Below are 13079 nucleotides of genomic sequence, written 5' to 3'. Positions count from 1 at the left end.
CGCCGGTCAGGACACGCTGGCCAGGTATTCAGCCGTCTTCTGCGGGTCCATGAACCAGTGCTGGTAGTCCGACGGGTCGGAGAAGCCGTTGGCGAAACGCTTCGCCACGACCGGGTTCTCCTGCGCCGCACCCAGGATGTCCATGACGTGCGGGGGCGGCGGCGTGAGGAGCGCGTTCGTCCAGTTGGTGACGTGCTGGGCGTACTCCCAGTACGTCTCGAACGTGTCGGTCATCCACGCGTCGTCGAAGGGCTGGTCCCCGCGCTCGAGGATCGACCGCAGGTACGAGTCGGCGCACTTGGCCGCATTGTTCGAGCCCTGCCCGGTGATGGGGTCGTTGGCGACCACCACGTCGGCCATGCCGAGCACCTTGCCACCGGACGGCAACGTGCCTACCGGCTTCCGGATGACCGGCGTGTAACCGCCCGCCAGCGTGGCGCGGTCATCGGTCAGCTCCGCACCCCGCGCGCGCTCGTACTCCCACGGCACGTACTGCTTCATCAGCGACAGCGTGCGGTCGAGGTGCTCCTGCGGGGAGGGCCGATCGGTGAACACGTCGAGCGGCCCACCGGGAATGCCCTCGAAGAACATGATCTCGCAGTTCCCGCTCAACGTGAGCCCCGGAATCATGAACAGTTCGCCCACGCCCGGGATCAGGTTGAACCGCACCGCGCGGTTGTTCGGGTGCTCCGGTCGGGTCTCGACGCCGTGGGCGTACACCACCGACAGGGCACGCTGCGGCTTCGTCCACACCGAGCGCTCGTTGTCACGGTCGAACAGCTGCACCAGCTCGCCCTTGCCCGCGGCGACCACGGTCAGGTCGTACATCGTCGACAGCGAGTTCAGGTCCGCCGTCGTCACTCCGTGGATGACGAGCTTGCCGCCGCGCTGTTCGAACAGCTCCAGCCAGCCGGCCATCTTCACGCGCTGGTCCACCGACTGGCCGTAGTTGTCGAGCCAGCCGATCCAGTTCATCACCCGGCTGGAGTCCTCACCCGCGACCGAGACACCGAGCCCGTCGACGGTGACGCACTCGGCCTCCCACAGGTTGAGGCCCTCGCTGCGCTCGGTCTGCAAGGCGTCGTTGAACATGCACTGGGTCGACATCACGCGGCCGCCGCGGATCTCGTCCGCGGTCCGTGCCGACATCACGGTGACGTCGTATCCGTGCTGCTGCAGCGACAGCGCCAGCTGCAGCCCGGACTGGCCGGCTCCGACGACCAGAATCTTACGCATGCGTTCGTGCCCTCCCGGGGTCAGACAGTTCGGCCAGCGCCAGCGTGTAGCTCACCAGCTCACGCAACGTCTCGGCCGTGGATTTCGGCTCCCGCGCGTCGACGGTCACCAGCGGGATCGACTCGTCGAGAGCCAGGGCGTCCCTGACGTCGTCGAGGTCGTGGTGCATCTCGCCGTCGAACCGGTTCACCGCGACGATGAACGGCAGGTCCGAGTCGTTCTCGAAATAGTTGATGGCCGCGAAGGACTGGTCGATCCGGCGGGTGTCGACCAGCACCACGGCGCCCAAGGCACCGCGAGACAGGTCGTCCCACAGGAACCAGAACCGCGCCTGGCCGGGCGTGCCGAACAGGTACAGCAGGAGGTCGCTGTGCAGCGTGATCTTGCCGAAGTCCATCGCCACGGTCGTGGTCGACTTCTGGGCGGTGCCGGGCGCCTCGTCGATGCCCGTGCCCGCCTCGGTCATCCAGGCTTCGCTGTTGATCGGCGGCACTTCGGACACGGATCCGACGAAGGTGGTCTTGCCGACGCCGAAACCGCCGGCCACCACGATCTTCGCCGAGACCGCCAGCTCATCCGGCTCGCCGCCGGCGGCCGCCTGCGCGCCGTCAGACCGGTAGCCGCTTGAGTCCATCGAGGATCCTCTCGAGTACGTTCCGATCGTGCGCATACGCGTACGCCGTGGGGTGGATGTAGATCGCTCCCTGGGCCGCCAGGTCGCTGACCAGCACGCGGATCACGCCCAGCGGCAGTCCCAGCGACACCGACAGCTCGGCGATCGACACCCGCGTGCGCGCACGCTCGTACAGCCGACGCGACTCCGGCATCAGCGAGTCGGCCAGGCTCGGGTCATAACGCGGCACCGAAATCAGCGTTTCGACGAGCAGGTCGTAACGCGGTTTGGTGCGGCCGCCGGTGAGCGCGTAAGGACGGATCCGCTTGCTGCGCATCCGGTTCGGCTGACCGGCCCCATTCTCTGTGGACACGGTGGTCACTTCCTCACCAGTGGGGTCGTCACGCCTGCGCCCTGCGGGCGGTCAGCACGCGTCGCATGTCGGCACGGATTTCCGGGGTCAGGGCGTGGCCGGCGTTCCGGACGAACTGGGTCATCTCGTACGCCACCACCTTCATGTCGCAGTCGGGCCCGGTCAGCACGGCGAGTCCGGCGCCGTTGCCGATGCCCATGAACAGGAAGTAGCCGTGGGTGAGCCGGATGATGATCTGCTCACACCCGCCCTTGTCGAACAGCGTCGCGCTGTTGCGCGCGAGGCTGAGCATCCCGCTCGCGATCGCCGCGAGCTGCTCCGACTCGTCCGTCGAGACCTCGTCGGATGCCGTCAGCGGAAAACCGTCCGAGGACATGATCAGCGCGTGCGTGACCCCGTGGACCTTGCGGACGAAGTCGTTGATCAACCACGCGAAGTTCTGTTTGCCTGAGACCTGGGGATTCACTCGGCCGACTCCTCACCCACGTCGTCGAGCCTGCGGTGCTTGGCTCGCGGGGTGTCCTCGCCGTCCTGGCCCGCGTCGGCGTTCTCCGCGGCGAGCTGCTCGCCGTCAGAGAACGCGTCCAGGTCGGCCAGCAGCCGGTCGTGGCTCTCCTCCATCGACACCGGGTCCTCGAGCACGTCCTCCGGCGCCGACATCGGCTCGTCACCCGTGCCCGACCCGGCACCGGAGCCCGCGCCGGCGGCGCTGGCGTCCTTCAGGCTCTGCGACACCCGGCGGGGCAGCCCGCTCGCGGTCGTGCCGCCGGTCGCGTTCGAGGACGGACGTGGCCGCGGGCGCGGCGACGGCGGCTCCTCGACCGGCGCCGGTTCCGCCGCGGGCGCGGTGGTGTCGGCGACAGGCGCGGTGGTGTCCGCCGCGGGCGGTGGCGGGGTCGCCGCCGCACCGGTCTGCTGCGGCACGCGCTGCGGGAGTTGGCCCGAGATCGCGCCCGTGGAGCGTTCCGGCGGCTCCGGGGCCGGCTCGACCAGCCCCGGCCCCTGCGAATAGAAGACCGTCTCGTTGCCCGACCACATCGCGTCCGGCACCTCGGTGACGAGCGCGAGCGGCAGCAGCACCGTGGCAGTCGTCCCGCTCGGCAGCCGGTTGGCCAGCGACACGGTCAGCTTGTGCCGGTCGGCCAGCCGCCGTACCACGGTCAGGCCCATGCTGCGGACCGCCTCGTCGTCGATGACGTCGTCGACGTCCGTCTCGGACGGTGACAACCGCCGGTTGAGATCGTCCATCCGCTCCGGGGGAAGGCCGATGCCCTCGTCCTCGATCCGCAGCAGCACACTGCCGCTGTCGGTCAGATGGGCGCTGACCCGCACCGGCGCGTTGGGCGGCGACTGGTTCGCCGCGTTGTCCAGCAGTTCGGCGAGGAGCCTGCTGATGTCCTCAGCCGCGAACCCGGCGACGCCGAGCGAGGCGACCCGCCCGATGGTGACGCGGGAGTACTGGTCGATGGACGACATCGCGCCGCGCACGACGTCCACCAGCGACAGCGCATCGGTCGACGGGCCGCCGGCCTCCTTACCCGCGAGCACCCGCAGGTTCTCGGCGTTGCGGCGCAGCCGCGCCGCAAGGTGGTCGAGGCGGTAGAGCTGACCCAGCCGCTGCTCGTCCTCCTCGTCGATCTCCATCTTCTCGAGTTCCTGCAGCAGGGTGTCGACCAGGTTCAGGTCACGCAGCGCGAGGTTCGCGCACATGTCGACCAGGGCCTGCTGCTGTTCGCCACCGCGCGCCGGCAGCGGCTGCGCCAGAGCGGCGATCGCCGTCCCTTCGGATCCCTCCCCGTCCTGCCGCGGAGGATCCAGCAGCTGTGCCGCCGCCACCCGGGAGCGGTCAAGTAACACACGCGAGCGCTCCAGAATTTCCCGCGCTCTCGCCCGCCTCGCCATTCGGTGTCCACACTTTCTTGAGTCTCGCGTACGGGCCTCGGAATTCGGCCGTATGTCCCCCGACCAACGGTGGCCTATGCAAGCAGACGGCCCTGCCGATGTCCACCAGCAGTCCCTGCCTTGTCGCACGCGGTAATGCCTTACTCTCACCACCGCAAAGAAGTGTGGCGTGCACCCGTTCGTGGGACACGAATCACGGTCCGTGACCCATGTACTGCCACACAGATCACACCTAGAGTGGCCGAATCCCTGACGGTCGGCGGCCGGACGTGCGATCCTCGCGAGTGGTGTGCCCGCCCGTGCCACCGTCAGGCGCGCCGAACCCGGAGACAGCCCGACCACATCGACCCCGCACGACAGCCCTCGCACCGACAGCACCCGGGCCCGCCACGCGGCTGGCGGTTCCCGCCGACACGCGCCGCGGAAGGATCACGAGTGAGCAGCCACACCGCACAGGTCGACGACATCCGGCTCGTGGCCATGCCGAGCGCGCTGAACTGCACGACCATGTTCGTCGAGTTCTCGCTGACCGAGTGGCGGCTGCCGATGCTCCGCGACACCGCGTCCGAGGCGGCGCGCGCGCTCGTGCAGAACGTGCTCGACCATGCCGACGGCAACAACCCGGGGTTCGTGAACGTACGGCTCCGGTTGAAGGGCGACTGCCTGGTGATCGAGGTCGAGGACGACCAGCTTGCCCACGCCCACGACGAGGCACCCGTGATCGACGGCCGCCGTACGGGCGCGGTACCGGTGCAGGGCCGCGGCAAGCTCGTCTGGTGCGAGGTGGCCCTTCCGCCCGGCATGTCCGCCACGCAGGTGCGGTTGCCGCATCGCGGCGAACGGCGCAACCTGCCGCCCGAGGCAGCGGCCCGGCCCCCCGAACAGCCGCAGACGGTCGACCCGGCGCTCGCCGACCGGGTGCTCGTCGGCCTGAAGAACCGCGAGTGGTGAGCGCGCAGCAGGACCGGGGCGGCCCGTCGGCCGGCGAGCCCGGTGCGGACGTGGCCGGCGGCGCCTCCCCCGGTGAGGTCGCGGACCTGTTCTACTCCCTGTGCGGGCGGCGACGGGACGTGCGCGGGCAGTTCACCGGCGAACCACTCGACGATGCCGTGCTGCGGCGCATCCTCGGCGCAGCCCACTCCGCACCCAGCGTCGGCCTGAGCCAGCCGTGGGACTTCGTGCTCGTGCGCGACCGCGGGACCCGCGAGGCGTTCCGGGAGCACGTCGCCGCCGAGCGCGACACGTTCGCCCGCGAACTCTCGGGTGAGGCCGCCGCGACGTTCTCGAAGATCAAGATCGAGGGCATCCTCGAGTCCACGCTGTCGGTCGTCGTGACCTACGACCCGGACCGCGGCTCCCCCGCCGTGCTGGGCCGGCACGCGATCGCCGACGCCGGGCTGTACTCGGTGTGCCTGGCCATCCAGAACCTGTGGCTGGCCGCGACCGCCGAGGGGCTGGGAGTCGGCTGGGTCAGCTTCTACCGCGAACCCGTGCTGCGCGAACTGCTGAGCATCCCCGAGCGGGTCCGCCCGGTCGCGTGGCTGTGCCTGGGACCGGTGACGCACCTGGAACCGGCCCCTGACCTGGAACGGCACGGCTGGCGCACCCGGCTTCCCCTCGACGCGGTCGTGCACGCGGAGCGCTACCCCGGCTCGTGACCCGCACGCGCAGAACCGCCCGGCCGGGCGCTGGACACCCGCGGCCGCGGGCGCGCACCCTGAACGTGGAGACGTTCCCCGCGTACGGAGCATGCGCGCATGGAGTTCACCGACCGCCGCGACGCCGGCCGTGAGCTGGCCGCCCGCCTGCACCACCTGGCCGGGCAGCGCCCACTCGTGCTCGGTCTGCCCCGCGGCGGTGTCGTCGTCGCCGGCCCGGTGGCGGAGGCGCTCGGCGGGGAACTCGACATCATCGGCGTCCGCAAACTCGGCGTACCCGGTGATCCGGAGCTGGCGCTCGGGGCGATCGCCGAAGGCGGCACGATCGTCGCCAATCCGGACGTGCTGCGCCATCGCCGGCTCGGTCCCGCCGACCTGGAACGCGCCGCGGCCGAGGCGTTCCCCGAACTGGACAGGACCGTCGCACGACTGCGCCGCGGCAGACCGCCGATCTCGCTCGAAGGCCGTTGCGTGATCGTCGTGGACGACGGCATCGCCACGGGCGCCACCACCCGCGCGGCGTTGCATTCGGTGGCCTCGCGCGGCGCCCGGCTGCTCACTCTCGCCGTACCCGTGGCGCCCGCCGACGTACTCGAGGAACTGTCCTCGTCCGCCGACCGCACGGTGTGCCCGAACCCGCGGGTGTGGATGCGCGCGGTCGGTAACTGGTACCGCGACTTCCGGCCGGTGACCGACGACGAGGTCATGGCGCTGCTGCACCCGCAGCACGCGTGAGTCCCCGCCGGAAGTCGCGGCACCCGTCAACCCATCGTGCGGGCGCCGTCGACCGATTCCCTGATGATGTCGGCATGCCCGGAGTGCTGGGCGGTTTCGGCGGCGATGTGCTGCAACACCTGCCGCACCGACCAGTGCTCACCCGGCGCGAACCACGGCGCCTCTGGCAGCGGGAACGTCGCGTCGAGGTCGGCGGTGGCGAGGAACTCCTCGGTGCGCCGTGCGGTCTCGGCGTACTCGTCCAGCAGACCGGACAGGGTCTCGCCGGGCAGCATGCGGAACTCGTCGGATCGGTCCTCGGTGCCCGCCCCGGAGACCGCCCGCGCGTCGCCGCCCGCGAACGCGATCCAGGCGCGTTCCGTGGCGGAGACGTGCTTGACGATCCCGGCGAGGGTCAGGGCGCTGACGGTCGTGCGCCGGGCGGCCTGCTCGTCGTCGAGGTCCCTGGTGGTGAAGCGCAGGAACCAGCGCTGGCGCGCGAGCAGCCACGTGAGGTCCGCACGTTCGCGCTGCACCGTGTGCTCGTCGCGACGGTCGGCGGGTGCCGCGGTGGCTGCCGTGGAGGTCGAGGTCGTCGTCATGGTCGGGTTCCCTTCGTCTCGGCTGATGGCGGCAACGCTACGGGCGATAGCGGACAGGATCGGTCCGCTATCGGTCCGCTATCGCCGCTGGATCGTTCCGCCCACGGCGTGCCGTGGTCCGCCGGTGCCGAGGCGCCGTGCCCCGGCCGCCCGCCTCGCCCTGGCTCCCGGCATCACTCCACTTCGGACGTCCGTTGTGGACCCGCCGTCACGGACGCGGGATGTTGCGCAGATTGGAGCGAGCCAGTTCGACCATCTTGCCGACACCGCCTCCCAGCACCACCTTGCTCGCGGCGAGCGCGAAGCCCTTCATCTGCTGAGCCGTGATGTGCGGCGGCATCGACATGGCGTTCGGGTCGGTGACCACGTCGACGAGCACCGGACCCGGCCGTGCGAGCGCGTCCGCGAGCGCGGTGCGCACCTCGCCCGGTTCGGTGACGCGGACGGCCGGAATCCCCGCGCCCTGGGCGATGGCGGCGTAGTCCACCCCTGCGTGGTCGGTCTGGTAGTCGGGCAGCCCTTCCACCAGCATCTCCAGCTTGACCATGCCGAGCGACGAGTTGTTGAACAGCACGATCTTCACCGGCAGGTCGTGCAGCCGCACCGTGAGCAGTTCGCCGAGCAACATCGCCAGGCCGCCGTCCCCCGACATCGACACGACCTGCCGCCCCGGGTACGCCAACTGGGCGCCGACGGCGTGCGGCAGCGCGTTCGCCATCGTCCCGTGCAGGAACGACCCGATCACCCGCCTGCGTCCGTTCGGAGTCAGGTACCGCGCCGCCCACACGTTGCACATGCCGGTGTCGACGGTGAAGACCGCGTCCTCGGCGGCGAGGTCGTCCAGCACGTCGGCGACGTACTCCGGGTGGATCGGCATCCGGTCGCCGACCCGGCTGGTGTAGGCATCGACCACCGTCTCCAGGGTCCGGCAGTGTTCGCGGAGCATGTCGTCGAGGAAGCTGCGGTCGGCCTTCTGCTCCACCAGCGGCAGCACGGCACGCAGGGTCTCACCGACGTCGCCGTGCACGCCGAGTTCCAGTGGCGTGCGCCTGCCGAGCCTGCTCGCGTCGTGGTCGACCTGCACGGTCCGTTCGAGCGGAAGAAAGCCGTCGTAGGGGAAGTCCGTCCCGAGCAGTACCAGCAGATCGGCGTCCTGAGTGGCCCGGTAACAGGCGCCGTAGCCGAGCAGTCCGCTCATGCCGACGTCGTACGGGTTCTCGTACTGCACCCATTCCTTGCCACGCAGCGAATGCCCCACCGGGGCGTGCACCCGTCCCGCCAGCTCCATGACCTCGGTGTGCGCGTCGGCGACGCCGGCACCGCAGAACAGGGTGACCGTCCTCGCCCGGTTGAGCGCCTCGGCCAGAGCCCGGACCTGCGACTGCGGGGGCACGGCCACGGCGCGTTCGGTGATGAACGTGCTCGTCCCGGTCGGCCCGGCGGCGTCGCGGTGGGCCAGGTCGCCGGGCATCACCAGCACCGACACGCCACCGCCCGCGAGCGCGCGCTGCATCGCGATCCGCGGCACGCGCGGCACCTGCTCCGGGGTGGAGATCGTCTCGCAGTAGCCGCTGCAGTCGACGAACAGCCGTTCCGGATGCGTCTCCTGGAAGAAGCCGGTGCCGATCTGACTGGCCGGGATGTGCGAGGCGAGTGCGAGCACGGGTGCGCCCGTACGGTGAGCGTCGTAGAGTCCCTGGACCAGGTGGGTGTTGCCGGGGCCGCAGCTGCCGGCGCACACCGCGAGCCTGCCGGTCAACTGTGCCTCCGCCGCCGCGGCGAACGCACCGGCCTCCTCGTTGCGCACGTGCACCCATTCGATGCCGGGGCTGCGCCGGATGGCGTCGACGACCGGGTTGAGACTGTCGCCGACGACGCCGTAGATCCGCGACACACCGGCCTGCCGCAGTACCTCGATGAACTGATCGGCGACCGAGGTTCGGGCCATCTCGTACTCCTTCACGGATCGACGGTGCTTCGCCGACGATTGTCGGGGCGCCGCGCCCACCGCGCGATCCGAAACCGTGGCCTGCCTCGGCCCGGCACGCACCGGATCGCGCTGCGGAGTGTGATCAGCTCGCCAGTGCGGCGAACACGAGGTGTTTGATCTGACCGGCATCGGCGATGCGCTGTCGCCGAATGCAGAGGTCGTGCACGATGTTCAGTGCCGCGTGAACGGCGAGTCGCGCATAGGTGGCGCGCGTGTCGCCGCGCACGGCCATCACGAGCCGCACCCATTGCTCGACGTGCTCCCGCTGCACCTTCCGCAGCTGTCGCCGGTCGTCGTCGGGCAGGTTGCCGTGTTCGGAGCGGTACACCGCGGCCAGGTCACTGTCCGAATAGTTGTAATCGACGTAGGCATCGACGAGCGCCCGCAGCGCCTCGCCCGGTTCGGCGGCCGATTCGATGGCCGTGCTGGTCGTGACGGTCAGCCGGTCGGCGGCCCGGTAGTAGACCGCGGCGAGCAGTTCGGCCTTGCTGGCGAAGTGCCGGTACACGCTCGATCCGCCGATGCCGGCGGCCGCGCCGAGTTCCTCCATCGTCACGGCGTGGAAACCGCGTTCGCGGATCGGCCGCAGTGCCGCGACGACGAGCCGTTCCCTGCGGGAGACGAACCGGCTGGCCGCGGGCGGGACGGGAGACTCCTCGGCGAGTTCGCCGCCGAGCCGGGGCGGCAACCCGGTGGCGAGCACACCGAGCGCGATGCTCCGCAGTCCCCGCTGCGCCACCCGCGCCGACACGGTGGTGCGGTGGGTCGCCAGACTGGCGATCGCGCTCAGCGCCGCGGTCGCCACCGTGGCGCGGTCGGCCTCGGGTAGCCGGGGGCGTCCCTCGCCGACGAGGCCTGCGACGGTGTCCACCAGCCATTCCATGGTCGCGGTGAACCGTGCGTGGTCCTCGGGGTCGAGGTGCCGCCGCTCCCACTGGTACAGCTGCGCGCCTTCCCTGCGGTCGATGACCAGCGCGGTCAGTGAACGCACGATCGCATCGATGCGGGACCACGGATCGGTCGTCGCCCGCGCGAGCGCCGTCTCGACGGCGTCCCTGGTGGCGGCCGCCAGGTCGTCGGCCGCAAAGGTGAGGATCGCCTGCTTGTTCTTGAAGTGCCGGTATATCGCCGGTCCCGTGATGCCCGCTTCGGTGGCGATGTCGCCGAGCCCCACGGCGTGATAGCCACGCCGGCAGAACAGTTCGGCCGCGATCCGGGCCAGCTGCGCTCTCCGGTCGCCACGGCGACGCGACGGCGGGGCCGCCGGAGCGGAGCCGGTGTCCTGTTGCTGCAACGACGTTACCTCCGACTCGCTCCTGCGTTGTCTCGCCGACATCCCCGATTCTATCCCGTTACCGCGCGGCATCAGCACCGGAGACTCTTGACAACATCCCGTGTCAGGAAGCTACGTTAATCGCGATTCGCAATGGTGCCGAATGGGGAGTGGCCATGGTCGAGACCTCCGCCAGCGATGCGACCACGTTGCCCGGCTCCGGATCGGTGACGTGGCAACGGTTCGGTGTCGCTCCCGGCGCCCTGCTCGCCGGCACCGGCCTCCTGCTCCAGGTGGCCCACCCCGTGGTGGGCAGGGGCGTGCTCGACCACTCCGAGTTCAAGCAGCACCCGTGGAAACGCGCGTGGGGCACGCACCTGTCCACGCTGCGGTTCGTCTATGGGATGGGCGGCGGCGCCCACGCCGAGGGCGACCGCCTCATCGAGTTGCACCGGGACATCAAGGGCGTCGACGACGAGGGCAGGCGGTACCACGCGCTCAACCCGGAGGCCTACGCCTGGGTCCACGCCACGCTGGCGAAGTTCATGGTCGACACCGCGGCGTGGTTCTGCGAGCCGATGACACGGGCCGAACTCGACGAGATGTGGCGGGAGTGGCGCGCGATCGGCCTGGCGCTCGGCCTGAAGGCGCATCACCTTCCCGCCGACTGGGCGGGCGCCGAGACCTACTTCGACGAGACGGTGCGGGACCGCCTCGAATCGAACCGCAGCACCACCGACGTCCTCGAGGCCCTGACCCACCCGCAACGGCCCAGCCGGTTCCTGCCCACTCCACTGTGGAACGCCGGCATCGCCCCCGCGGCGAACCTGGTACGGCTGACCACCGTCGGCACGTTGCCACCGCCGTTGCGCGAACGGCTGGGCCTGGAGTGGACCGGCGCCGACCGGCGCAAGCTCGAACGACTCGCCGCGGTGGTCCGCGCCACCCACCGGCGGGCGCCCGAACCGCTGCGGTACTCCCCGTCGGCCTACTGGCTCATCGTCCGCGGCCGCCGCGCCGCCCGTCGCGGTACCTGCGCGCACGACGCCGCGCGGGCGGCCTGATGGCGTTCTCCCCGCCGCCCACCCGCACGGCCGTCGGCGACGCGTTCGCCCAGGCCGGCATGCTGCTGAGCTTCACGGCGAGCACCGTCGCCGCGCTCGGCCGCACCGTCGTGCGCCGCAGGCTGGCGTGGCGGGACGTGCTCGAACAGGCATGGTTCCTGGCCTCGGTCACGACACTTCCCTCACTGCTCGTCACGGTGCCGCTCGGCGTGGTCGTCGCGCTGAACGTGGGGTCGATGGCGGGACAGCTGGGCGCGGAGGGCTACGGCGGCGCGGTCGTCGCGTTCGTCATCGTCGCGCAGGCCTCTCCCCTGATCTGTGCGTTGATGATCTCCGGCGTGGGCGGCTCGGCGGTGTGCGCGGACCTCGGCGCGCGGACGATCCGCGAAGAGGTCGACGCCATGGAGGTCATGGGCATCCCCGCGATCGAACGCTTCGTGGTGCCGCGGGTGATCGCCGCGGTGCTGGTCACGACGCTGCTGGCCTGCCTGGTGATGGCGGTGGGGATCGGTGCCAGCTACGGCTTCCAGACGCTCGTGCTCGGCGATTCGCCGGGTGGTTTCCTCGGCAGCCTCACCGAGTTCTCCCGCGTCGAGGACTTCGTCATCGCCGAGATCAAGGCCGCGGCTTTCGGGGTGATCGCGGCGCTGGTGGCCTGTTTCAAGGGCCTCACCGCCAAGGGCGGGCCGAGCGGTGTCGGCGACGCCGTGAACGAGGCGGTCGTGCTCGCGTTCATCCTCGTGTTCGTCGCCAACACGGTGCTGACGGAGCTGTACGCGGCGATCGTCCCGGCGCGAGGGGCGTACTGATGGCCGCGCCGGTCTCGCGGCTGCCCGCGCGCGCGACGCGCCCCGTGGTGGACGGGTTCGCCGCACTGGGCACACATTCGACGTTCTACGCCCGCGTGCTCGCCGCCGTGCCCACGGTGCTGGTGCGGTACTGGCGGCACGTGCTCCGGCACGTCAACGACATCAGTTTCGGTTCGGCGTCCCTGCTCGCGGGCGGCGGCACGATCGGCGTGGTGTTCGCGATGTCGGCGGTGGCCAGCACCCAGATCGGACTGGAAGGCTATCGCGGGCTCGACATCATCGGCCTGTCCCCCATGACGGGGCTGATGTCGGCGCTCGTGAACACCAGGGAGATCGCACCGGTCGTCGCGAGTGTGGCGCTCGCCGCGAAGGTCGGCACCGGGTTCACCGCCCAGCTCGGCGCGATGCGCATCTCCGACGAGATCGACGCACTGGAGACCATGGCGGTGCCGTCGGTGCCGTTCCTGGTCAGCACGCGCATGGCGGCGGCCGTGCTGGCCGTCGTGCCGCTGTACCTGGTCGGGCTGTTCGCCTCCTACGCCGCGACGAGCCTGGCGGTCACGCAGATCAAGGGCCAGTCGAGCGGCACCTACGACTACTACTTCCAGCTGCTGCTCACGCCCGGTGACGTCGGCTTCTCCCTGCTGAAGGCCGTCGTCTTCGCGGTGATCATCACGCTGGTCCACTGTGGATACGGTTTTCACGCCGCCGGCGGACCCGAGGGCGTCGGCAGGGCCGCGGGACGTGCGCTGCGCACGAGCATCGTCACCATCGCGATCGTCGACGTGCTGCTCACCCTCACGATCTGGGGCACGCAGCCGACGCTGCCGGGCGTGGGGGCGTGA

General features: G+C 70.5%; 14 protein-coding genes. 6 read left to right on the top strand and 8 right to left on the bottom strand.

What is annotated here, in order from left to right; all coding sequences use genetic code 11:
* Positions 1-6 precede the first annotated feature (6 nt).
* From LY12_RS06895 to LY12_RS06875, 5 genes are all read right to left on the bottom strand, one after another.
* Positions 7-1236: a styrene monooxygenase/indole monooxygenase family protein gene (locus LY12_RS06895; protein WP_253854086.1), complete on the bottom strand. Its 1230-nt coding sequence runs from the start codon at positions 1234-1236 to the stop codon at positions 7-9.
* Entirely contained in the window at positions 1229-1870 is a 642-nt protein-coding gene (locus LY12_RS06890) for a GTP-binding protein (RefSeq protein WP_253854084.1), read from the bottom strand. The genes LY12_RS06895 and LY12_RS06890 overlap by 8 nt, the downstream gene beginning before the upstream one ends.
* Positions 1845-2186, bottom strand: a complete 342-nt coding sequence (locus tag LY12_RS06885) for a DUF742 domain-containing protein (protein WP_183653775.1) — start codon at positions 2184-2186, stop codon at positions 1845-1847. Before LY12_RS06885 ends, LY12_RS06890 begins: the two co-directional genes overlap by 26 nt.
* A 64-nt stretch (positions 2187-2250) precedes the next feature.
* Positions 2251-2688: a roadblock/LC7 domain-containing protein gene (locus LY12_RS06880; protein ID WP_183785860.1), complete on the bottom strand. Its 438-nt coding sequence runs from the start codon at positions 2686-2688 to the stop codon at positions 2251-2253.
* Positions 2685-4058, bottom strand: coding sequence for a sensor histidine kinase (locus LY12_RS06875; protein ID WP_308292075.1), 1374 nt, complete (start codon positions 4056-4058; stop codon positions 2685-2687). Before LY12_RS06875 ends, LY12_RS06880 begins: the two co-directional genes overlap by 4 nt.
* Positions 4059-4559: 501 nt before the next feature.
* Here LY12_RS06875 and LY12_RS06870 point away from each other — a divergent pair.
* The 3 genes from LY12_RS06870 (at position 4560) to LY12_RS06860 (ending at position 6517) form a co-directional block, all read left to right on the top strand.
* Positions 4560-5075: an ATP-binding protein gene (locus LY12_RS06870; protein ID WP_253854080.1), complete on the top strand. Its 516-nt coding sequence runs from the start codon at positions 4560-4562 to the stop codon at positions 5073-5075.
* 50 nt (positions 5076-5125) lie between these two features.
* Positions 5126-5782, top strand: coding sequence for a 5,6-dimethylbenzimidazole synthase (bluB, locus tag LY12_RS06865; RefSeq protein ID WP_253854966.1), 657 nt, complete (start codon positions 5126-5128; stop codon positions 5780-5782).
* A 99-nt stretch (positions 5783-5881) separates the two neighbouring features.
* On the top strand, positions 5882-6517 hold the full coding sequence (locus LY12_RS06860) for a phosphoribosyltransferase (protein ID WP_253854078.1): 636 nt from the start codon (positions 5882-5884) through the stop codon (positions 6515-6517).
* 26 nt (positions 6518-6543) lie between these two features.
* Here the strand turns inward: LY12_RS06860 and LY12_RS06855 are convergent, their stop codons facing one another.
* The 3 genes from LY12_RS06855 to LY12_RS06845 all read right to left on the bottom strand — a co-directional run bounded on the left by LY12_RS06855 (position 6544) and on the right by LY12_RS06845 (position 10382).
* Complete coding sequence (locus LY12_RS06855; protein ID WP_253854076.1) at positions 6544-7098, bottom strand: DinB family protein; 555 nt, start codon at positions 7096-7098, stop codon at positions 6544-6546.
* A 208-nt stretch (positions 7099-7306) separates the two neighbouring features.
* Entirely contained in the window at positions 7307-9046 is a 1740-nt protein-coding gene (locus LY12_RS06850; RefSeq protein WP_253854075.1) for a pyruvate dehydrogenase, read from the bottom strand.
* 124 nt (positions 9047-9170) lie between these two features.
* Positions 9171-10382 (bottom strand): TetR/AcrR family transcriptional regulator, encoded by a 1212-nt coding sequence (locus LY12_RS06845; RefSeq protein WP_253854074.1) that lies wholly within the window; start codon positions 10380-10382, stop codon positions 9171-9173.
* A gap of 155 nt (positions 10383-10537) precedes the next feature.
* On the opposite strand from LY12_RS06845, the gene LY12_RS06840 reads away from it, so the two are divergent.
* The 3 genes from LY12_RS06840 to LY12_RS06830 are packed head-to-tail and all read left to right on the top strand — an operon-like array spanning position 10538 to position 13079.
* Positions 10538-11425 (top strand): oxygenase MpaB family protein, encoded by an 888-nt coding sequence (locus LY12_RS06840; RefSeq protein ID WP_253854073.1) that lies wholly within the window; start codon positions 10538-10540, stop codon positions 11423-11425.
* The gene (locus LY12_RS06835) at positions 11425-12234 is read left to right on the top strand and encodes an MlaE family ABC transporter permease (protein ID WP_253854072.1); all 810 of its coding nucleotides are present in this window, start codon (positions 11425-11427) and stop codon (positions 12232-12234) included. Before LY12_RS06840 ends, LY12_RS06835 begins: the two co-directional genes overlap by 1 nt.
* Positions 12234-13079 carry an MlaE family ABC transporter permease gene (locus LY12_RS06830; RefSeq protein ID WP_253854071.1) on the top strand — a complete coding sequence of 282 codons (846 nt, stop codon included), beginning with the start codon at positions 12234-12236 and terminating at the stop codon, positions 13077-13079. Before LY12_RS06835 ends, LY12_RS06830 begins: the two co-directional genes overlap by 1 nt.

The sequence above is a fragment of the Prauserella alba genome (assembly GCF_024171735.1).
Classification (GTDB): domain Bacteria; phylum Actinomycetota; class Actinomycetes; order Mycobacteriales; family Pseudonocardiaceae; genus Prauserella; species Prauserella alba.
Note: the sequence above shows the minus strand (reverse complement) of the source record. Positions and strands in the feature narration are given on the sequence as shown.

Bases quoted from the DNA above. Each gene is read 5' to 3' on its own strand.
- LY12_RS06895 (WP_253854086.1), bottom strand. From the start codon at position 1,236: ATGCGTAAGATTCTGGTCGTCGGAGCCGGCCAGTCCGGGCTGCAGCTG.
- LY12_RS06890 (WP_253854084.1), bottom strand. From the start codon at position 1,870: ATGGACTCAAGCGGCTACCGGTCTGACGGCGCGCAGGCGGCCGCCGGC.
- LY12_RS06885 (WP_183653775.1), bottom strand. From the start codon at position 2,186: ATGCGCAGCAAGCGGATCCGTCCTTACGCGCTCACCGGCGGCCGCACC.
- LY12_RS06860 (WP_253854078.1), top strand. From the start codon at position 5,882: ATGGAGTTCACCGACCGCCGCGACGCCGGCCGTGAGCTGGCCGCCCGC.
- LY12_RS06855 (WP_253854076.1), bottom strand. From the start codon at position 7,098: ATGACGACGACCTCGACCTCCACGGCAGCCACCGCGGCACCCGCCGAC.
- LY12_RS06850 (WP_253854075.1), bottom strand. From the start codon at position 9,046: ATGGCCCGAACCTCGGTCGCCGATCAGTTCATCGAGGTACTGCGGCAG.
- LY12_RS06840 (WP_253854073.1), top strand. From the start codon at position 10,538: ATGGTCGAGACCTCCGCCAGCGATGCGACCACGTTGCCCGGCTCCGGA.
- LY12_RS06835 (WP_253854072.1), top strand. From the start codon at position 11,425: ATGGCGTTCTCCCCGCCGCCCACCCGCACGGCCGTCGGCGACGCGTTC.
- LY12_RS06830 (WP_253854071.1), top strand. From the start codon at position 12,234: ATGGCCGCGCCGGTCTCGCGGCTGCCCGCGCGCGCGACGCGCCCCGTG.